The 20,617-nt window shown below is 28.0% G+C and carries 18 protein-coding genes and 1 pseudogene; 6 read left to right on the top strand and 13 right to left on the bottom strand.

What is annotated here, in order from left to right:
* Positions 1–7: 7 nt before the first annotated feature.
* The 7 genes from recN to ACFOWD_RS08525 all read right to left on the bottom strand — a co-directional run bounded on the left by recN (position 8) and on the right by ACFOWD_RS08525 (position 6,606).
* Entirely contained in the window at positions 8–1,660 is a 1,653-nt protein-coding gene (recN, locus tag ACFOWD_RS08555) for a DNA repair protein RecN (RefSeq protein WP_377409789.1), read from the bottom strand.
* Between the two features lie 59 nt (positions 1,661–1,719).
* Positions 1,720–2,607: a type IX secretion system protein PorD gene (gene porD, locus ACFOWD_RS08550; RefSeq protein ID WP_377409788.1), complete on the bottom strand. Its 888-nt coding sequence runs from the start codon at positions 2,605–2,607 to the stop codon at positions 1,720–1,722.
* The gene (coaBC, locus tag ACFOWD_RS08545) at positions 2,600–3,811 is read right to left on the bottom strand and encodes a bifunctional phosphopantothenoylcysteine decarboxylase/phosphopantothenate--cysteine ligase CoaBC (RefSeq protein ID WP_377409786.1); all 1,212 of its coding nucleotides are present in this window, start codon (positions 3,809–3,811) and stop codon (positions 2,600–2,602) included. The genes porD and coaBC overlap by 8 nt, the downstream gene beginning before the upstream one ends.
* A complete protein-coding gene (locus ACFOWD_RS08540; RefSeq protein ID WP_298993823.1) occupies positions 3,812–4,132 on the bottom strand; it encodes a DNA-directed RNA polymerase subunit omega in 321 nt (106 codons plus the stop codon). It abuts the gene before it with no gap.
* Between the two features lie 6 nt (positions 4,133–4,138).
* Positions 4,139–5,005: an outer membrane protein assembly factor BamD gene (locus ACFOWD_RS08535; RefSeq protein ID WP_377409783.1), complete on the bottom strand. Its 867-nt coding sequence runs from the start codon at positions 5,003–5,005 to the stop codon at positions 4,139–4,141.
* 129 nt (positions 5,006–5,134) lie between these two features.
* Complete coding sequence (gene dapA / locus ACFOWD_RS08530) at positions 5,135–6,010, bottom strand: 4-hydroxy-tetrahydrodipicolinate synthase (protein WP_377409781.1); 876 nt, start codon at positions 6,008–6,010, stop codon at positions 5,135–5,137.
* Between the two features lie 98 nt (positions 6,011–6,108).
* Positions 6,109–6,606, bottom strand: a complete 498-nt coding sequence (locus ACFOWD_RS08525) for a DUF6913 domain-containing protein (RefSeq protein WP_377409779.1) — start codon at positions 6,604–6,606, stop codon at positions 6,109–6,111.
* Between the two features lie 147 nt (positions 6,607–6,753).
* Between ACFOWD_RS08525 and ACFOWD_RS08520 the strand changes: the two genes are divergently transcribed.
* Positions 6,754–7,143 carry a DoxX family protein gene (locus tag ACFOWD_RS08520; RefSeq protein WP_377409777.1) on the top strand — a complete coding sequence of 130 codons (390 nt, stop codon included), beginning with the start codon at positions 6,754–6,756 and terminating at the stop codon, positions 7,141–7,143.
* On the opposite strand, the gene ACFOWD_RS08515 is transcribed toward ACFOWD_RS08520, so the two are convergent.
* The 4 genes from ACFOWD_RS08515 to ACFOWD_RS08500 all read right to left on the bottom strand — a co-directional run bounded on the left by ACFOWD_RS08515 (position 7,121) and on the right by ACFOWD_RS08500 (position 12,806).
* The gene (locus ACFOWD_RS08515; RefSeq protein ID WP_377409775.1) at positions 7,121–7,786 is read right to left on the bottom strand and encodes a lysoplasmalogenase; all 666 of its coding nucleotides are present in this window, start codon (positions 7,784–7,786) and stop codon (positions 7,121–7,123) included. The two genes, ACFOWD_RS08520 and ACFOWD_RS08515, sit on opposite strands and share 23 nt — an antisense overlap.
* A complete protein-coding gene (locus ACFOWD_RS08510; protein WP_377409773.1) occupies positions 7,770–11,435 on the bottom strand; it encodes a M1 family aminopeptidase in 3,666 nt (1,221 codons plus the stop codon). Before ACFOWD_RS08510 ends, ACFOWD_RS08515 begins: the two co-directional genes overlap by 17 nt.
* Before the next feature lie 99 nt (positions 11,436–11,534).
* Complete coding sequence (locus ACFOWD_RS08505; protein ID WP_377409771.1) at positions 11,535–12,425, bottom strand: ABC transporter ATP-binding protein; 891 nt, start codon at positions 12,423–12,425, stop codon at positions 11,535–11,537.
* 12 nt (positions 12,426–12,437) lie between these two features.
* A complete protein-coding gene (locus tag ACFOWD_RS08500) occupies positions 12,438–12,806 on the bottom strand; it encodes a hypothetical protein (protein ID WP_377409769.1) in 369 nt (122 codons plus the stop codon).
* Between the two features lie 173 nt (positions 12,807–12,979).
* Here ACFOWD_RS08500 and ACFOWD_RS08495 point away from each other — a divergent pair, with 173 nt between their 5' ends.
* Genes ACFOWD_RS08495 through ACFOWD_RS08485 form a run of 3 tightly spaced genes read left to right on the top strand, consistent with a single transcriptional unit; the run spans position 12,980 to position 15,822 of the window.
* Positions 12,980–14,068: a M42 family metallopeptidase gene (locus ACFOWD_RS08495; protein ID WP_377409767.1), complete on the top strand. Its 1,089-nt coding sequence runs from the start codon at positions 12,980–12,982 to the stop codon at positions 14,066–14,068.
* Positions 14,069–14,115: 47 nt separating this feature from the next.
* On the top strand, positions 14,116–15,273 hold the full coding sequence (locus ACFOWD_RS08490) for an aminotransferase class V-fold PLP-dependent enzyme (protein ID WP_377409765.1): 1,158 nt from the start codon (positions 14,116–14,118) through the stop codon (positions 15,271–15,273).
* Positions 15,274–15,822, top strand: a complete 549-nt coding sequence (locus ACFOWD_RS08485) for an NUDIX hydrolase (RefSeq protein WP_377409763.1) — start codon at positions 15,274–15,276, stop codon at positions 15,820–15,822.
* On the opposite strand, the gene ACFOWD_RS08480 is transcribed toward ACFOWD_RS08485, so the two are convergent.
* Both ACFOWD_RS08480 and acs read right to left on the bottom strand, forming a co-directional pair.
* On the bottom strand, positions 15,815–16,576 hold the full coding sequence (locus ACFOWD_RS08480) for a DUF6503 family protein (RefSeq protein ID WP_377409761.1): 762 nt from the start codon (positions 16,574–16,576) through the stop codon (positions 15,815–15,817). The two genes, ACFOWD_RS08485 and ACFOWD_RS08480, sit on opposite strands and share 8 nt — an antisense overlap.
* Before the next feature lie 45 nt (positions 16,577–16,621).
* Positions 16,622–18,538, bottom strand: a pseudogene (gene acs, locus ACFOWD_RS08475) (acetate--CoA ligase); the annotation flags it as partial.
* 210 nt (positions 18,539–18,748) lie between these two features.
* Between acs and ACFOWD_RS08470 the strand changes: the two are divergent.
* Both ACFOWD_RS08470 and ACFOWD_RS08465 read left to right on the top strand, forming a co-directional pair.
* The gene (locus ACFOWD_RS08470; RefSeq protein WP_377409759.1) at positions 18,749–19,528 is read left to right on the top strand and encodes a sulfite exporter TauE/SafE family protein; all 780 of its coding nucleotides are present in this window, start codon (positions 18,749–18,751) and stop codon (positions 19,526–19,528) included.
* Between the two features lie 69 nt (positions 19,529–19,597).
* The gene (locus ACFOWD_RS08465; protein WP_377409757.1) at positions 19,598–20,392 is read left to right on the top strand and encodes a TerC family protein; all 795 of its coding nucleotides are present in this window, start codon (positions 19,598–19,600) and stop codon (positions 20,390–20,392) included.
* The last annotated feature ends 225 nt before the right edge of the window (positions 20,393–20,617 follow it).

Genomic DNA, 20,617 nt, shown 5'->3' with positions numbered 1-20,617 from the left:
AGATAAATTAATTTAATAACTCTTTTGCATGAGTAATGGCTGTTTCTGAAAACTCTTTACCACTTAACATTTCTGCAATTTCTACAATTCTTTCATCTGGGTTTAATAACCTTAAGTTTGTAGTAGTTGTATTATTAATATCTTCTTTATATACTTTGTAATGATTGTTCCCTTTTGCTGCAATTTGAGGTAAATGTGTAATAGTTATTACTTGCATTTGCTTACTCATTTGTTGCATTATTGTTGCAATTTTATTAGAAATTTCTCCTGACACACCTGTATCTATTTCATCAAAAATTATTGTGGGTAAGCTTATGTTTTCTGATAATATTTTTTTGATAGCCAACATAATTCTAGATAATTCACCCCCAGAAGCAACTTTTTTTAATTCTCCAAAACTACCTCCTTTATTCGCTGAAAATAAAAACTGTAATTCGTCTTTTCCATTTGAAAAATAAGAATCTTTAAGATTTACTTTAATTGAAAAACGAGCATTTTGCATGCCTAAATCTGATAATAAAGATTGTAAAGCAGATTGCAAACTAGGAATTACTTTTTGTCTAGCTTTACTTATTTTTTCTGCTAAGTCATTTAATTTTTGCTCAACTTCTTTTATTTCTGATTCTTTTTGATTTATTACTTCTTCTGAACTTTCTACTGCTATAATTTTATTTGATAATTCTTCTAAAATTTCCAGCAACTCTTTGTTTGAATTTACATAATGCTTCTTTTGTAAATTATAAATTAACTGTAATCTATCATTAAACTCTTCTGCTTCATTAGGATTAAATTCAATATTTTCATTTTCATCTTCTAATTCAGAAACTATATCATCTAACTCTATTTTTACGCTTGTAATTCTATCAGATAAATCTTTATATTCTTTAGAAAAAGATGATATTTTAGAAAGTCTATTTTCTAAGGTATTTAAAAGAGTTTGTAAGCCAATTTCTTCATTTATAGAAATTTCTAATGCTTCAGATAAATTAATTTTTATATCCTCAATATTATTTAATTTCTCAAGTTTCTCTTCTAGAATTTCTTGTTCATCAATTTCTAAGTTAGTATCATTTAATTCATTAAATAAATGCAAGTTATAATCATGTTGTTGATTGGCTTCTCTTTGAGAAGTTTTTAAATCTTCTAATTGTTTTTTTAGGTTTTTAAGTTTAATTAAGCCTTTTTTATAACTTTCTATTTTACTTGCATTTTTTGCTAAAGCATCAATTACAGAAAATTGAAAATTTGTATCTGATAATGATAATGTTTGATGTTGAGAATGTACATCTATTAAATTTGATCTTAGATCATTTAAAATAGATAAATTTACAGGAGTATCATTAACAAAAGCTCTAGATTTACCTGAAGGTAAGATTTCTCTTCTAATAATTGTATGGTCTTCATAATCTAAATCGACTTCTTCAAAAAATTCTCTTAGATTATAATTAGCAATAGAAACTTTTGCTTCAACTATACATTTTTTTGAGTTATCTTTTAAGGTAGAAGAATCTGCTCTATTTCCTAATACTAATCCTAGTGCACCTAATAAAATAGATTTACCTGCTCCTGTTTCTCCAGTAATAATAGATAAACCTGATGAAAAATCAATTTTTAATTCATTGATTAAAGCATAATTTTTTATAGAAAGTTGAGTAAGCAAATGACTAATTTTTGTAGTATAAAATTAGTGAAATAATTTTAGAAAACTAAAAGAATTAGTTATTCAATATTCCTCCATTTAGAATTATTAGTTGAAGAAATCCTTTTTAGAGTTTCTGCAATATTTGTACCTCTTCTTGTCTTTGGACCTTCTGAATAAATATTAACAATTTCGTCGGCTTTTGCATCAAAAAAGACTCTAATTAAATAATTACCAACAGTTTTATTAAAAAGGCTTTCCATAGAAATAATGGAATCTTCTATAGTTTGTTTTGCAAAATTTTTATTTGATGCAAAATTATCTAAACCTTGTATATGATATTTATACATAACACTTCTAAACGTTTTAAGTTTAGGTGATAATAAATTATCTATCAATAAAAAACGATTTTGTTTACCTACAACATTTTGCCAAGTTGCTAGGCCACTTTGTTGCGCTTGTAGCATTACATTTTCTGCTTCTTTCAATTCAGTTTCGCCACCAAATTCAGAAAAAGTATCTGCATCTACTCCTAAAATTGTATAGACGTAAAATACTATAGTAGAAACCAAATTACTATCAAAAGAGTTTCTATTATAAATTAAAGGTTCAAACTCATTATATCTAAATGTAAACTCATTGTCTTTTAAATTTAAGACAGGTGTTGTATAAGAAGAACCGTAGACAGGTCTGTTAGACTGAACTTGTAGAGTTGCATCAAAAGTATTATCATTTCTAGAAGTGATAATAATATTCATAGCACAGTCTACTCTTTCTTCTGGTTTAACAATTCTGTTTGTCCATTTTGTTTGATTGATAAACTCTTTCAGAGCTGTTTCTAGAGTCTGAAAAATCTGTCTATTAGATCCAGCAACTTGCTCATAATTAATATTTACTAAACAATTTAGTTCTTGAGATATCCCTGATAAGGAAAATAATAAACCAATAAGAAAAAATAGTTTACGCATTTATTTTTAGAATAATTTCATTCATGATATCTTTTGCAACATCATCTTTAGATTTTAACTGAAAAGGTTTTTGATTAAAATCTTTATCAATAATAGTAATTTTATTTGTGTTTGTAGCAAAACCAGCTCCTTTATCTTGTAAAGAATTTAATACAATAGCATCTAAATTCTTGTGTTTTATTTTGTTCTTTGCGTTTTCAATCTCGTTATTAGTTTCTAATGCAAAACCAACTAAAAATTGATGTTTTTTAATTTTTCCTAAAGAAGCTAAAATATCTTTTGTTTTTGTTAATTCTAATGATAACGTATCATCATTCTTTTTTATTTTTTGATTTGCTACATTTTTTGGTTTATAATCTGCAACAGCAGCAGATAAAATAGCAATATCAACCTCTTTAAAATAATTATGTGCTTCAGTATACATTTGTTCTGCAGAAACAACATCTATTCTATGTATTAAAGAATGATTTATTATTTGATGTGAAGGACCAGCTATTAAAATAACCTCTGCTCCTAAATTAGCAGCAGCTTTAGCTATTGAAAATCCCATTTTTCCTGAAGAATGATTTCCTATAAAACGAACAGGATCTATAGCTTCATAAGTTGGGCCAGCTGTAATTAATATTTTTTTCCCTTTTAATGGCATTTTATCTAGTATATCATTTTCCATAAAAGAAACAATATCTTCTGGTTCTGCCATTCTTCCTTCACCTACTAATCCACTTGCTAATTCTCCAGAGGTAGCAGGTATCATAATATTTCCAAAAGTTGTTAATTTATCTAAACTTGCTTTTGTTGAAGGATGTTTATACATATCTAAATCCATTGCTGGAGCAAAATAGACAGGACATTTTGCAGATAAATAAGTAGCTAATAATAGATTATCACAAACACCATTTGCCATTTTAGAAAGTGTATTTGCAGTTGCAGGAGCAATTATAAAATAATCTGCCCATAAACCTAAATCTACATGATTGTTCCAAACCTCATTCTCATCTTCTTTATCATAAAAAGTAGAATGAACAGGATTTTTGGAGAGTGTTGAAAGAGTAAGAGGTGTTATAAAATCTTTAGACGCAGGAGTCATAATAACTTTGACTTCTGCGCCTAATTTTATATATAAACGAACTAAGTTCGCTGTTTTGTAAGCGGCTATTCCTGCTGTAATGCCTAGTAGAATTTTTTTTCCGCTTAAAACTGACATTTATTCAGTTTCTGGATTTCTATGATAGATTTTACCATTAATCCATTCTTCTACAGCAATTGCAGTTGGTTTTGGTAAACGCTCGTAAAACTTAGAAACCTCTATTTGTTCTTTATTTTCAAATACTTCCTCTAAACTATCATTGTAAGTAGCAAATTCATCAAGCTTGTCTACTAATTCTTTTTTAAGATCAGAATTGATTTGATTTGCTCTTTTAGCAATAATTGAAATAGCCTCATAGATGTTCTGTGTTGGAGCTTCTATTTCATTTTTATTGTAAGTAATAGTACTTACTGCTGCGTTTGTATCTTTATAATCCATAATGTATTATTCTTTAGTGTCAGGCTCTTTATCTAACTCTTTTAATTTATCAATTATTTTATCTATCCTTTCTTTTTCGCTTTGTAAGGTTGCTAACATTTCGTTAGAATCCTCCATATATTTAGATTCTGGATAGTTTCTTTTTAACTTTTCGTAAGCTTCAATAGCATCTTTTATTCTTTCAGGCTTTCTTCTATCAGTACTTTTTAGTACGAAATCATGAGCTGCTTTTAAGCGATAGTATAAAGCTTCTTCTTTAAATTCAGATCCTAAATAATCACCTAATAAATTATCAAAAGCTTGTATAGCTGCTTTGTAATTTCTTAAATCGTAATCTGCAGTTGTGTAATATACTTTTGCGATTTCGAAATATTTTTTCTGTAATTTATATCTTAATTCTTTATAATGCTGATTTGCTTCTTCAATCTTATCTGAATCTGGATAAGCATTTATAAATGTTTGATAAGCTTCTAATGCTTTGTTGGTATCTGTAGGATCTTTACTAAATACAGGTGAAGCTAATTTATAACTGTAAGCAGATAAAAATGCAGCTTCCTCTCTTTTAGAGCTTTTTGGGTAATTTTTTGTGAAGCGATCAAAATAATAACCAGAAAGACTATAGTTTTTCTCGTTAAAATTAGATTGTGCTACCATAAATTGAATACGTTCCATTTGAGGTTTCCCTCTAAAAGCTGGTGTAATTTTTTCAAATAAACGTAATGCTTTAGCATATTTTTTGGATTCGTACATTTTTACGGCCATTTTATATTGCTCATCAACACTACCTTTATTCAATACTTTTTGATACTCTCCACAAGAGAACAAGAAAAAGCTGAACACTACTAAATACGCTAAATTTCTAAATTTTTGCATCGGGCAAAATTACTAATTAATTATGGATTATTAAAACGATTTTTTCTACTATAAAATCATTTTACAATAATCTATAAAAAACAGTAAAGTTTTTGTAAAAAGATACTAAATGTTTGTTAAGGTTAAGATTTAAAAATGCTTAACAAAATTAGCTATTTTAGAGGATAATTGGGTTGTTGCTTTTACTAATGGTAATCTAACATAGTTGCTACAAACTCCTAATTCTTGTAAAACCGTTTTTATACCTGCAGGATTATTTTCTTCAAAAATATAATCTACAATATCCATTAATTTATAGTGAATTTTATAAGCTTCTGTATTTTTACCTTCTAAAGCTAAATTTATCATTTTTGAAAATTCTGCTGGAAAAGCCTGACCTATGACAGAAATCACACCTGAACCCCCTGCCAAAGTTACTCCAATTGCTAAATCATCATCACCCGAAATAATTAAAAAATCTTCTGGCTTATCTTTAAGCAAACTGTAATATTGTTGTTGATTGTTACCTGCTTCTTTAATAGCTACTATATTACTAAAATCTCTTGCCAAACGTAAAGTTGTTGAAGCCTCCATATTTTTAGCAGTTCTACCAGGTACATTATATAAAATAATAGGTTTTTCTGTAGCTTCTGCTATTGCCTTATAATGCTGATAAAAACCTTCTTGAGTAGGCTTACTATAGTAAGGAGCTACAGACAAAATTCCATCTATTTCTGATAAATCTCTAGTTTGTAATTCTTTAACAACCTCTAAAGTATTATTACCACCTACACCTAAAACTAAAGGAACTCTTTTGTTGTTTACCTCTACTATAGTATTTATAATTTGTTGTTTTTCTTCTTTTGTAATGGTAGCACTTTCGCCTGTTGTACCATTAATAACCAAGTAATCAGTTCCGTTTTCAATATTAAACTGAACTAACTTTCTTAAGGCTTCAAAATCTACTGTTAAATCTTTTTTAAATGGTGTTACTAAAGCAACACCCATACCAACAAATTTTTGCATATCTATTATTTTAAAGTTGCAAAATTACAACAATTGAAAGTAAAATTGTAAGATATTTATTGAAGTAAATTAAGAATAAACAAATTTAAATTAGAAGTTTAAATTTTATTCAGAATTTCTAAATATCTTTTTAATTCAGTTAAAAAACGTACTGTATTTTTTGGATACTCATTAATCTCAATATCATATAGCTGTTGATTTACCTTTGATATACCTGCTTTAAATTTGGCATTAGAATGTAAAACTGCTAATTCTGTATACAAGTTTTTTTTATTAAAATATCCTATAAGTAAATCAAATGGCTCTTCTAAAAAAGTTTTTAATGAAGCTTCTTTTATTTGACCTTTCCAACCAAAACTTTTTTCTGAAAAATGAAGTGTATTTTCTGGTTTGTTTTTAGTAGAAGATAAAAAACTGAATATTTTAGCGTCTGTATTATAAATTGAATCAACTTCTTTTTTTATATCAATCCATCTAGAAATTTCGTCTGAAGAAATAATTCCTATAGTTTTAATTTTACCTAAATCTACAATTCTATTCGATTCTTTTTCTAAAAGTAATTTTTGAAAACGTCTATTTACAAAAGATTTTTTCAATATAATATTTATTAAAATTGATTGATATGAATACTAACTGTGTAAAAGTAATATTTATTTTCTATTAGATATAAAAATAGTCTAAAACTCTATTTTTTTGTAAGCCATTTTAAAATATATCGTCTAAAAAATAAATCAATCAAAAAAATGAGAAAAAAAATACTGTTTGCTTTAAAAGGAATAGCTGTTATTATTATGTTGCAAACATTATTTTTTAAATTTTCTGCTGCAAATCAAAGTGTTGAGCTTTTTACAAAAATAGCTGGTGAGCATGAAGCTTATTTAAGAATTGGCACTGGAATTATAGAACTTATTGCTTCTATTTTATTATTTACCTCAAAAAATTCTTGGTTAGGTGCATTTATGACTTTAGGAGTAATGAGTGGAGCTATTTTAGGCCATATTACTATTTTAGGAATAAGTCATAATAATGATGGTGGTTTACTTTTTGGAGCTGCTGTTTATATTTTTATTGTTGCCTTAGTTGTTTTAATTAATCAAAGAAAAAAGATTTTTATTCTTGGTAAGCATTTTTAATTAACGATCTACAAATTAGATATTGAGCTAAAATGTAAGTGACCATTATATAAATTTGAAAGTTATCATTTGTTAAGTAAAATCTGTCTAAACCAATTAAACTATCTGATAAAATAAATAAACTTGATCCTAGCAATAACCATAAATTTCCAGTAGTATTCTTTTGAAGGTAATTTAATAAAGTAAAACTACCAAAGACAGAAATTATACCAGTGTAAAAAATAACTGGAATCTTCATATCTCCTAATTTATCATAAATTAAAGTCAAAAAATAAGTAGAAAATAAAGCAAAGGGTAAAGTACTTATAAACAGTTTTTTAATATTAATTTTTTGCATTAAATCTCTAGTAATTTTTATGTAAAAAATATGAGCCAATAAAAAAGAACTCAATCCAAAAACAAAAAACTGATTATTAAAAAGGAGTAAAACATCTCCCCAAAAAGAAAAAAATAATGCAGATACGTACCAAAAATTAGGTTTTTTAACTGAAAATAAATAAACTAAGACTAAAGTTGTCATTAAAAAAGGTTTACTTATAACAGCAATTTTATTTAAAAAAAACAAACCACAAATATGTAAAATAGCAATTGCTACGTATAAAAAAGAAGCAATTGCTATTTTGTGTTTAATTATTTGTGACATCAACTTTTCTTCTGTTATCTTCAGACTGTGTGTCTATTAATTTATTGTATGGATCTACACCAACTTCCATTGGTTTTTCATCAACAATAATTTTAATTGAATTATTTATAGAAGTAATTTTATGTTTTTTAAGATATAATTCTACTTCTTCTTTTTTACCATCAACTTCTTTCTCTGTAAAAATACCAATATCTATATAATCATTTAATAAAGATGATAATATTGGCTTATTCATCTTGTCTGTTTTGTAGCTTAAGGTATCTCCTACTTTTTCTCCATAATAACGTTTCCCTTTTTCGTCATTTCTATATTTTGCAACTTCAAAATCTATTTCTACTTCAAATTTTCCATTATCTAATGCTGTTACCTTAGCGTCAGTTACTCTGTTTTTATAAAGCGTAATAGTCTCAAACATATCTTTAATAACATATTGTAAAGAATCTGGAGTAGCTTCTTTTAGATGATTTACAAATTCAATAGATGTTGTATATGGTGGATTTTGAAATCTTACTTTTTTAGTAAACTTTTGAATAGCATTATTTAGATTTTCTTCACCTATATAATCGCTTAAAGCATATAAAACCATAGAACCTTTTTGGTAATGTATGTACCCTTGACCATCATTGTACATTAAAGGCTTTTCACGCTTACGCTCTAAGGTTCTTTGTAGTAAATACCCATCTAAAGCATCTTTTAAGAAAGTGCGCATTTTTGTTTTTCCATACTCATGTTCTAGTACTTTTAAAGAAACATATTCTGCCATACTTTCAGACAATAAAGTAGCACCTAATACATCTGCTCCAATTACTTGATGAGCCCACCATTGATGTGCAACTTCGTGAGCAGTTACAGAAAAAGGATAATCTACACCATCATCACTTTTATCATCTACATCTGCTATAAAACCAATACCTTCAGAAAAAGGCATTGTGTTCGCAAATGCTTGAGCAAAAGTACCTCCTGTTCTAGGAAATTCTATAATTCTAGCTTGTCTAAATTGATAAGGACTAAAATTTTTACCATTGTAATCTAAAGACCTTTTCATACCCTTCATCATTCTATCTAAATTAAAAGTATGTGGTTTATGATAATAAATTTCTAAACTAATGCCTTTATACATTTCTTTTTTAACCTCGTATCTAGCAGAATTAAATGCATAAAAGTTTAAAATTTTATTATCCATTTTATAATGGAAATATCTTCTATCATTTTCAGTCCATTCTTTTTGTAAATATCCAGGAGCTATTGCAATTTGATCTTTTGATGTTGAAACTGTTGCTTCAAAATCTATCCAATCTGAATCTTTTGAAATATAGGTATTTCCTAATGCTGTTGAGTCTGATGGATGTGGTTTTAAATCGTTTGGTGGTAACTCGTATTTTTTACGAGTTTTATCATCTGTAAGTTCTCCATTTGATGAATATCCTAAAGAAGGAAACATAGAAAAATTATTGATAAAAGTACCATTTTCTCTAATTGGAGACCTTCTTCTGTAGGTAGTATTTTTTTCACTTTCTACTGTAACTTCTAACTCTAAAGTATCTCCAGGCATTATTTTATTTTCAAAGAAATATATATCAAAATTGTGTATAGTATCTTCTGAAACCAACTTATTAGGCTTATTAAAAGTAAAAGTACTTTTTAAGGAATTATGATTTAAGAACAAACTATCAATAGCTTGGTCTGTTTTATTAATCATTGTAAACTTTGCAGATGCATCATAAAAACGTTTTTTTGGAAAAATATTTACGTTTGCATTTACAGCAACAATTCTTGGTTGCGCATAATTTTCGAACTTTTTATATTTCTTTTCCCACTCAACTCTTCTTAATTCGAATTCTTTAGCAGAAGTTTTATTGGCTTTTGTTCCTGTTTCTTGATAAATAGAAAACCCTAAACTTACAAAAGCTACAAAAAATATAATAAAGCTAATAGCAAAGCCTCCTTTAAATCTATTTTTTGCAATAGATATTCTTTCTCCAAAAGAAGATGGTATGCCTCTTACCCAAAACAAAGCAGCTATAATTAATAATGATAAGCCACATAAAATCCAATATAACTTATACATTAAAAATGGAGTTAAAATTCCATAACCATTCATATCTGAATAGCCAAAGCCTGGTCCTTGGTTGTACTTATAAATATCCAATTCTATTCCTGCTGTAGATAAAAACGGCATTCCTATAGAAATCACAAGTAATACAAAAAGACCTAAATAAGGGTTTCCTATTAGTGTTTGAATAAATATGGATAATAATGCCCAAACAAAATAACCTAAGAAACTTAACAGAAATAATTCTGTAAAATAATGGCCTAATTCAAAATTGTAATACCCATTATACATTTGAAAAAGAATACCAGAAACCATTATAACTGCTAGTAAAATCCATTGCATTTTTACTAAAGCTATAACTTTAGAGAACAACAACGTCCAATTAGGAATTGGTGTAGCATCAACCAGATGATTTGCTCTTGCAATTTTAGCTCTATTAACTAACATACCTGCATATAAAAATGTACAGATGTTTATAGATATAGAAAAAACACCACCAATATTTAGCATTTTCCAAGTTACTGGTAAAGTTGGTGTTCCAAAAATATTTCCTATTTCAGATAACCCTACTATCATTAAAATTAACCCCACTAAAACAATAGAAATAAATGGCCAGCTTTTTACAATGTATTTAAAATCGATATTCGATAATTTCCACATCGTTTTTAAATTCTGACTAAAAGAATGGTTATACGTTACTTCTGGCAATACAATTTTTGTAATACCACTAAAATTGGTTTTAATAACTCTTTCTCCTTTAGATTTCTTAAAAGAAATTGATAATGCATTTTGACTAAATGCAAAAAAACGATATACTAAACCAAATATTAAAGTTGAAATCCCTAACCATAATAAACGATTATAAATAACCATTTCTCTAATAGGTATTTGCAATTCGTTTTGTTCTGATGGCGTCCAATACTTTGTATAATAGATAACAGCACCATCTCCAAAAGGATCTAATAATGCTAATAAAGTTCTCTGTTCTGGTTCTCCTAAAACACTAGCTATAACTCCTTGAACAAATAATAATACAATAACTGTAATAAAACCAGCTGCAATATTTCTTGTAAACGCAACTACAGCAAATACAATGGCTCCAAAAAGTAAAACATTTGGTAAAATAAAAATTAAATAGGTTAATAAATACGTTGTACCATTAAATGTGGTTATAAGATCTGGGTTTGTACCTGGGAATCTAAAACCTATTATCATACCAAGTGCTATAGAAAGCACTATTAATGAAACAATTACAATTCCGCTAAAAAACTTTGCAAATAAATAATTGGCTTTTGTAAAAGGATATGAATACAAAATAGTATGCATTTCACTTTTATAATCTCTATAAATAGATAGCCCTATAATTGAAGGGAATAAAAAGAAAATAAAAACTGTTAACGCATTAAAAACATTTCTTACTCCTGTTGGTGAATTTACTATTCTTGATGAACCAGTTGTAGCTGTTATAGTATCAAAAAAACCAGCTGAGGCAGCTGATAAGAAAAAAGATAATCCTAAAAATATGGCTAAATAAATATAAAATGCTGGTTTATTAAACCAGTATTTTAATTCTTGCTTAAATATCGTTGAAAACATAAAATAAGTTTTGAGTGTTAAATTTTAAGTGATTTGTTTTTTGAGTTTCATTTTAAAATTGATTTAAAATCTTAACTTAAAACTCATAATTAAAAACTCTTAACTTGTTAAAACTGGTTCATCTTGCTTTAACGCAATAAAATAAACATCATCTAATTGAGGTTCAACTTCAACAAAATCTTCAGAAGGTTTTTCAGTAGCATGTACTCTTAAATTTAAAGTATTATCTTGATTATAATTTGAAGATAAAATATTGTATAATTTTTCGTTTTCTTCTAACTCTTCTCTTTCAATGGTCTTTTGCCAAATGGTACCTTTTAAAACTCCTGTAGCTTCTTGAGGTGTAGTATGCTTTAATATTCTACCTCCATTTAAAATAGCCATTTCATTACACAATTCTTTTACATCTTCTACAATATGAGTAGAAAAAATAACTGTACAATTGGTACCTACTTCACGTAAAACATTTAAAAAACGATGTCTTTCTGCTGGATCTAAACCTGCAGTTGGCTCATCAACAATAATTAATTTTGGATTATTTAACAATAGTTGAGCAATACCAAAACGTTGTTTCATACCACCAGAATAACCTGCAACATGCTTACGCCTAACATCATATAAATTAGTAATTTCTAAAACTTCTTTAACAATAGCTTTTCTTTCTGTTTTGTTAGAAATACCTTTTAAAGTTGCAAAATAATCTAACAAATCTTCAGCAGACATTTTTGGATAAACTCCAAAAGATTGTGGTAAATATCCTAATACTTTTCTTAGAGACATATTGTCTTCTAATACATTTATATCCCCAAAAGTAATAGATCCAGAATCTGGGCTTTGCAATGTTGCAATTGTTCTCATTAAAGAAGATTTACCTGCTCCATTTGGCCCTAGTAAACCAAACATCCCTGTTCCTATTTCAATACTTAAATTGTCTATTGCTTTTACTCCGTTTTTATAAGTCTTTGTTAAATTTTGTATAACTAATTTCATACTGTACTTGGTTTAGTTTAGCTGTTTTTTAATTTTTATAGAATTAACTTTTCGTAAATTTCCTTTTGTAAGTTCATTCTCAAAGGTAATATTTATATAATTATAATCTTTTAAATGTAATAAATTAGCTTTAACTTCTTCTTTAATCACATCTGTATATGAGTTAATTAGACTATCGCTTATAGTCTCTAAATTATTAATTTTAAAAGTTAAATTTAACCCATTCTCCTTAGATGAACCATTCTTTTTTGTTGTGTAAAACCCAATAGATAGTTTATCGAAATCAAATTGTCTTTTTAATCTTTTTTCGAAGCCAGCTTTACCTACTTTAAAATCTGGATTACTATTTGATTTACTTTCTGTAACTGTATGACAGTTCAAAAAAAATAGACATGTTGTTAAAAATAAGAATAGTTTAAAGTTTTTCATTAAAGTTAGTTTTTTATAATTGTTTAATAAGTAGTTGCATAAGTGTAAATGTTACATTTTTTTTATGATTTATAGTTCTAAAATCCTAAAAAACGTTTTATTTTTACAGAAACAGAAAAGATATTATGTCAGAAAAATCAATTTTAAACGAAAAATCATTAGAATTTTTAGAAAAATATTTAAATAATGCTGCTCCAACTGGTTATGAGTGGGAAGGTCAAAAAATTTGGATGGAATATCTAAAACCATATGTAGATAACTTTATAACAGATACTTATGGCTCTGCAGTTGGTGTAATAAATCCTGATGCGAAATATAAAGTAGTTATAGAAGGCCATGCAGATGAAATTTCTTGGTATGTAAATTACATTTCTGATAATGGCTTAATTTATGTGATTAGAAATGGAGGTTCAGATCATCAAATTGCACCAAGTAAAGTAGTAAATATTCATACTAAAAACGGCATTGTTAAAGGTGTTTTTGGATGGCCAGCTATACATACAAGAGACAAATCTAATGAAGAAGCTCCAAAACCAGATAACATTTGTATAGATGTAGGCTGTGCTACAAAAGATGAAGTTTTAGCATTAGGTGTTCATGTAGGTTGTGTAATTACTTATCCAGATGAATTTCATGTTTTAAATGGAGATAAATTTGTTTGTAGAGCTTTAGACAACAGAATGGGTGGATTTATGATTGCTGAGGTTGGACGTTTACTAAAAGAAAACAACATTAAATTACCTTTTGGTTTATACATCACAAACTCTGTTCAAGAAGAAATAGGTTTAAGAGGTGCAGAAATGATTACTCAAACTATAAAACCTAATGTTGCCATAGTTACAGATGTTACACATGATACAACTACACCAATGATAGATAAAAAGAAACAAGGTTTGTTAGAGTTAGGAAAAGGACCAGTTATTGCTTATGCACCAGCTGTTCAGCAAAAATTAAGAGATTTAATTATTGATGCTGCAGAAGCAAATAAAATTCCTTTTCAACGTTCAGCTTTATCTAGAGCTACAGGTACAGACACAGATGCATTTGCTTATAGCAATGGAGGTGTTGCTTCAGCATTAATTTCTTTACCTTTAAGATACATGCATACAACTGTAGAAATGGTACATAGAAGTGATGTAGAAAATGTAATTAAAATGATTTACGAATCACTTTTAAAAATTAAAGAAGGAGACACTTTCTCTTATTTTGAATAAACTATAAAAGCGGAGTTATTAACTTCGCTTTTTTTAATTAAAGTTTTATGGAATTAAAAAATCAAAAACATTTATTTAGTTTTCCAGAAGATATTACTTATCTAAATATTGCAGCACAATCACCTAGTTTTAAATCAGTTGAAGAAGCAGGAATTGAAGGTGTTTTAGAAAAAAGTCAACCTTATAAAATTGTTGGAGATAGTTATTTTGAACCTCCAAAAGCACTGAAAAAACTATTTGCAAAAATTATAGACGTTGATGATTATAATAGAATTGCAAACCTACCTTCTGTATCTTATGGAATGGCTACAGTAGCCAATAATATCACCTTAAAAAAAGATGATGAAATTCTTTTGGTTGAAACTCAATTCCCAAGTAACTATTATGTTTGGGAAAAGCTGGCAACTAAATATGATGCAAAGTTACATATTGTTGCCATGCCAAAAACTAAAAATGATAGAGGAGAAAAATGGAATGAAGCTATTCTAAATGCAATTTCTGAAAAAACAAAAGTAGTTGCTTTAGGTAATATTCATTGGGCAAATGGAACTTTATTTGATTTAAAATCAATCAGAAAAAAAACAAAAGAAAATAATTGTTTATTAATTATTGACGGCAGTCAATCTGTTGGAGCTTTACCTTTTTCTGTTAAAGAAATTCAGCCAGACGCTTTAATTTGTGCAGGTTATAAGTGGTTATTTGGACCTTATGGTTGTGGTTATGGTTATTTTGGTGACTATTTTGATGATGGAAATCCCATAGAAGACAATTGGAGTAATCGTTTAAATAGCCATAAAATGAGTGGACTTACCTCCTATCAAACTCAATACAAACCTTTAGCCAATAGATATTCTGTGGGTGAGCATGCTAGTTTTATACATACAAAAATGCAAATTGCAGCCTTACAACAGGTTCTAAAATGGACACCAAATGCTATACAAGAATATTGTAAAGAAATTACTGCAGACTTAGTTGTAGAACTCAAAAAATTAGGTTGTTTCTTTGAGAATGAAAATTTTAGAGCTCACCATTTATTTGGAGTGGAATTACCAGAGTTACTTGATATTAAATTACTAAAATCAAAGCTAAAAGAAAACAATATTTTTATCTCTTTTCGTGGAAATTACATTCGTATTTCTTGTCATGTATATAATACAAAAGAAGATTTTAATAAACTAGTTAGCTGTATTAAATCTTGTTTGTAAATGGACGAACTGATAGACATCTTAACTTCAGATGGAAAACCAACAGGAAAAACAGCCTTAAAATCTGAAGCACATAAAAACGGCTGGTTTCATGCAACTGTTCATATTTGGTTATATACTTCAGATAAAAAGATTTTATTACAACAAAGAGCCTTCACAAAAAAAGTATTTCCTGGTTTATGGGACATTTCTGTAGCTGGTCATATTGCTGCTGGGGAAGATATCTTAACAGCTGCTAAAAGAGAAGTTTTTGAAGAACTTGGGTTACCTATAACTGAGGAAGAATTATTTAAAATTGGTACAAGAATTCATCATGTAGAACATAAAAACGGAATTATAGATAACGAACATCATCATGTTTTTATAGCCGAATTAAAAACTCCATTAGAAAAACTAATTTTACAAAAAGATGAAGTTGAAGGTGTTAAACTTTTTGATTTAGAGGTCTTAACATCAACAAAAAACCTTGAAAACGTATTGCTCCCAAGGTTTCATGAGTATTATTGTGTGGTGTATGATAAAATAGAAAGCAGACTAAAAACTATTTAACTGGCTTTTGAAAAAAGGAGTCTGCCAATTTTGCCTCACTTACTAAAGGAAGTGTAAATTTAGTTGGTGCTCTAGCTGGTTCAGTAGGGTATCCATTCTCATCTTTTTTGTACCAAGTAATTTCTTTTGGTAAAATTAGTCCATTTACATTTTCCCAGCTGTTATATCTAATGATATTATACCTATCACTTGGCTTTTTTGATGCATAGGTTACTGTGTAAGCTAACCATTTCATTTGATAAGTTTTTGGATTGTAATACACAATGTAATTATCATCAGGTGAAGTCCCAATATTAGATTTATACGAAATTTTTATTCCTGGGTATTCAACTCCTTTAAAAGTAATTGAGTTAGATTTTTCATAGATAATTCCATCATCTGCCAACACAAAAGGCATTGCATAAAAATAAAAATAGAGGTTATAATAAAATTCTGGGTTTCCTTTATAATCTCCTTTTTTTTCTTCATCTAACCAAACTTCATTGCCATCAAATCCTAAAGAATAATTTGGTGAATTTATTACTGTTTTACGAGTTCGTAAATCTACAGTATGTGCTTCTTCACCTTTATTAAAAGATAATACCTTTGCTTTTCTCCAAACATTTAAACCTCCATGAGAATTAAAAACTTTACCTAATTCTTCTGGAAAAACTTCTTGTTTCTCAATGTTTTTATTCTGTTTTACTTCTTTTTTAGGTTGATCTTTACACGAAATAATAGTTATTGCAAATACTAATAAAATTAGTTTTTTCATGGATTTGTTTTTTAGTTTATAAAGAGTCGAACTAAATTAAAATACTTACAATTTATTATCAATTATACTTTGAACTACTTCAGGATTTAACAAGGTAGATACATCTCCTAAATTATCTATTTCATTTGATGCGATTTTACGTAAAATACGTCTCATTATTTTTCCTGAGCGTGTTTTTGGTAATCCTTCTGTAAATTGAATTTTATCTAATTTGGCAATAGGTCCAATTTTATCAGTAATTAATTGATTGATTTCTTTTCGGACATTATCATGGTTTCTGTCTTCTCCAGAATCTTTTAAAGTAATATAACCATATAATGCACTCCCTTTAATATCATGAGGAAAACCAACAATGGCACTTTCTGCAACTGCTTGATGTTCATTAATAGCGTCTTCAATAGGTGCTGTTCCTAAATTGTGCCCAGAAACGATGATTACATCATCTACTCTACCTGTAATTCTATAATACCCAACTTCATCTCTAAGGGCTCCATCACCAGTAAAATACATGTTATTAAAGGCAGAAAAATAGGTATCTTTATAACGTTGATGATTTCCCCAAATGGTTCTAGCCATACTTGGCCAAGGAAATTTAATACACAATCTACCTTCAACTTGATTGCCTTGTAATTCATTTCCATTTTCATCCATTAAGCATGGTTGAATTCCTATAAATGGTAGTGTTGCATATGTTGGTTTTGTGGGAGTTACATATGGTAGTGGAGTTATCATCATCCCTCCTGTTTCTGTTTGCCACCAAGTATCAATTATTGGGCTTTTCTTTTTACCAATAGTATCATTATACCAATGCCAAGCTTCTTCGTTTATAGGCTCTCCTACAGAGCCTAACACTTTTAAAGATGATAAATCATATATATCTACCAATTCTGTTCCGTGTTTTGCTAATGCCCTAATTGCTGTTGGAGCAGTATAAAATTGATTGACTTTATGTTTTTCTACGATTTCCCAAAAACGACCAAAATCTGGATAACTTGGTACTCCTTCAAACATTATTGATGTTGCTCCATTTGCTAAAGGGCCATACACAATGTAAGAATGCCCTGTAATCCAACCAATATCTGCAGTACACCAATACACATCATCTTCTTGATATTGAAAAGCATTCTTAAACGTATATGCTGTATAAACCATATAACCTGCAGTTGTATGAACCATCCCTTTTGGTTTTCCTGTAGAACCAGATGTATATAATATAAATAAAGGATCTTCTGCGTTCATAGTTTCTGCAACACATTCAGTTGATGCTTCATCTAATAAAGGTTGTAACCATTTGTCACGTCCTTCTTTCATATTGATATCAGAATTTATTCTTTTTGCCACAAGAACAGTTTCTACACAATTACAAGATTCTAATGCTTCATCTACAATACCTTTTAAATCAATAGTTTTTGCACCTCTAAAAGAACCATCAGCAGTAATTACCATTTTACAATCTGCATCATTAATTCTTGTAGCTAATGCTGTTGATGAAAAACCTGCAAAAACTACTGAATGAATTGCACCAATTCTTGCACAAGCTAAAGTTGCAATTGCCAACTCAGGAATCATTGGTACATAAATACAAACTCTATCTCCTTTTTGAATTCCGTTTTCTTTTAATACGTTGGCAAATTGATTTACTCTTTCAAAAAGTTGTTTATAAGTAATATGCTCTGCTGGTTCATTTGGATTATTAGGTTCAAATAAAATTGCAGTTTTATTACCTCTTGTTCCTAAATGTCTGTCTATACAATTTTCTGTAATATTTAATTGAGCTCCTTCAAACCACTTTACTTCTGGTTTTGTAAAATCCCATTCAAGAACTGAGTTCCATCTTTTTTTCCAAATAAAATGTTCTACAGCAATTTCTTCCCAAAAATTTTCTGGCTCTCTTATTGATTTTCTGTAGACTTGAAAATATTCTTCTAAGTGTTTAATATGGTAGTTACTCATAATGTTTTTGAAGGTTTTAAAACTTTCTAAAAATAGAAATTATTTTTTTCTTTTAGAGTTTTAGATTCTTAATTTTAAATGATAAACTGAATTCCGAATTTAAGAAAGCTTTCTTCTTTGTTTTAATTTTTTCTACTTACAACATAAAAATATCGCTAAAAAGCAAATTTTGAGATATTAAAACATGTTATGTTACAGAGAATAATATATTTGTTGATAATGAGTGTAGATATAATTTTAGAATTAATCATTAACAATTGGCACATTATACTGTTGTTTTTTATTGTGGCAATTTTGTACTCTTCAGTTGGATTTGGAGGTGGCTCAAGTTATTTGGCAATTTTAGCACTTACAAGTATTGCATTTACCCAAATTAGAGCAACTGCTTTATTATGTAATATTATTGTGGTCTGTGGAAATGTATTTCTTTTCTCTAAAAATAAAATAATAGACTGGAAAAAAATTACACCATTAGTTTCTTTAAGTGTTCCTTTTGCTTTTTTAGGAGGATACATTAAGATAAGTCAACATTTCTTTTTTATTTTATTAGGTATAACTTTATTATTTACATCCATAAGCATGTGGCTATCCAAAAAAATTAGTTCATCTAATATAAGTAAAAGTAAACCTAATTATTTTAAAAATGCTGGTTTAGGAGGATTTATAGGTTTTATTTCTGGTATGGTTGGTATTGGAGGTGGTATTTTTTTAGCTCCTTTATTACACCTTACAAATTGGGATACTCCAAAAAAAATCGCTGCAACTGCTAGTTTATTTATTTTAGTAAACTCTATAGCTGGTTTAATTGGTCAATATCAAAATCCAGATTTCATAATAGATTGGAATTTAACCACAATTTTATTATTTACAGTTTTTATAGGTGGCCAAATAGGTAATAGAATAAGTAGTTCTTATTTTACTCCTATTCAGTTAAAAAAAGCAACTGCTATATTAATTGCCTTTGTAAGCCTTCGAATATTATATAACTACATATTTTAAAATTTATTTAAATAACAATTGCCAAATATCTAATATTAAAATACATTTGAAATCAACTAAAATTAAATTATGTTAGAAAATTTATTTACACTTTTAATGCTTGTCATGCTACAAGCTGTATTAGGTTTTGACAACCTTTTATATATCTCATTAGAATCTAAAAAAGCTCCAATTATAGAACAGAAAAGAGTTAGAAAATTAGGAATTTTAATAGCTATTATTCTTAGAATTATTTTACTGTTTTTATTAGTTTCAATTATAGATTATTTTAAAGAGCCTTTCTCTTTTTTAACAGGAAAAATAGAAGATGTTGTAAGCTTTGCTTTTAATGGTCATAGCATTATTGTGCTTTTAGGGGGTGGATTTATCATCTATACAGCAATAAAAGAAATTTGGCATATGATATCTACTAAAGATCTTGATAATTCAGAAATGGTAGATACTAAATCTAAAAAAACAGCTAATGCTGCTATTTTTAGTATTGTTATTATGAACTTAGTTTTTTCTTTTGATTCTATTTTAGCTGCTATAGGTCTTACATCTAGCATAGAAAACTCTACTACAGCTTTTATAATTATGGCAATAGCTATTGTTGTAAGTGGATTATTGATGTTATTCTTAGCAGATAAGGTATCTGAATTTTTGGCAAAAAACAGAATGTATGAAGTATTAGGGTTATTTATACTATTTATTGTAGGTATTATGTTAGTGACAGAAGGAGGTCATTTAGCTCATATAAAACTATTTGGAAACGAAATTGTACCAATGAGCAAAACAACTTTCTACTTTGTAATTGCTATTTTAATCATAACAGATATAGTACAAGGAAGATACCAAAAGAAACTTATGTCATCTAAAAAATAATATCAATCAACTTATTTAAATAAAAAGACACTAGAAGTGTCTTTTTTTAGAAACTTTAACTTTTTGTTTATTTTTTTTAACTTATAATTAAACAAAATGTAGTCTTACGCTACCTAACTTTGTTTAAACTTAAAACATAATTAAAATGAATTTCAAAAAATTATTCTCATTAACTTTATTAGCATTATCAATTTCTTTATCTAGTGTTGCAAATGTTACTAATCC

The organism is Polaribacter marinivivus, from assembly GCF_042651285.1.
Taxonomy (GTDB): Bacteria; Bacteroidota; Bacteroidia; order Flavobacteriales; family Flavobacteriaceae; genus Polaribacter; species Polaribacter marinivivus.
Note: the sequence above shows the minus strand (reverse complement) of the source record. Positions and strands in the feature narration are given on the sequence as shown.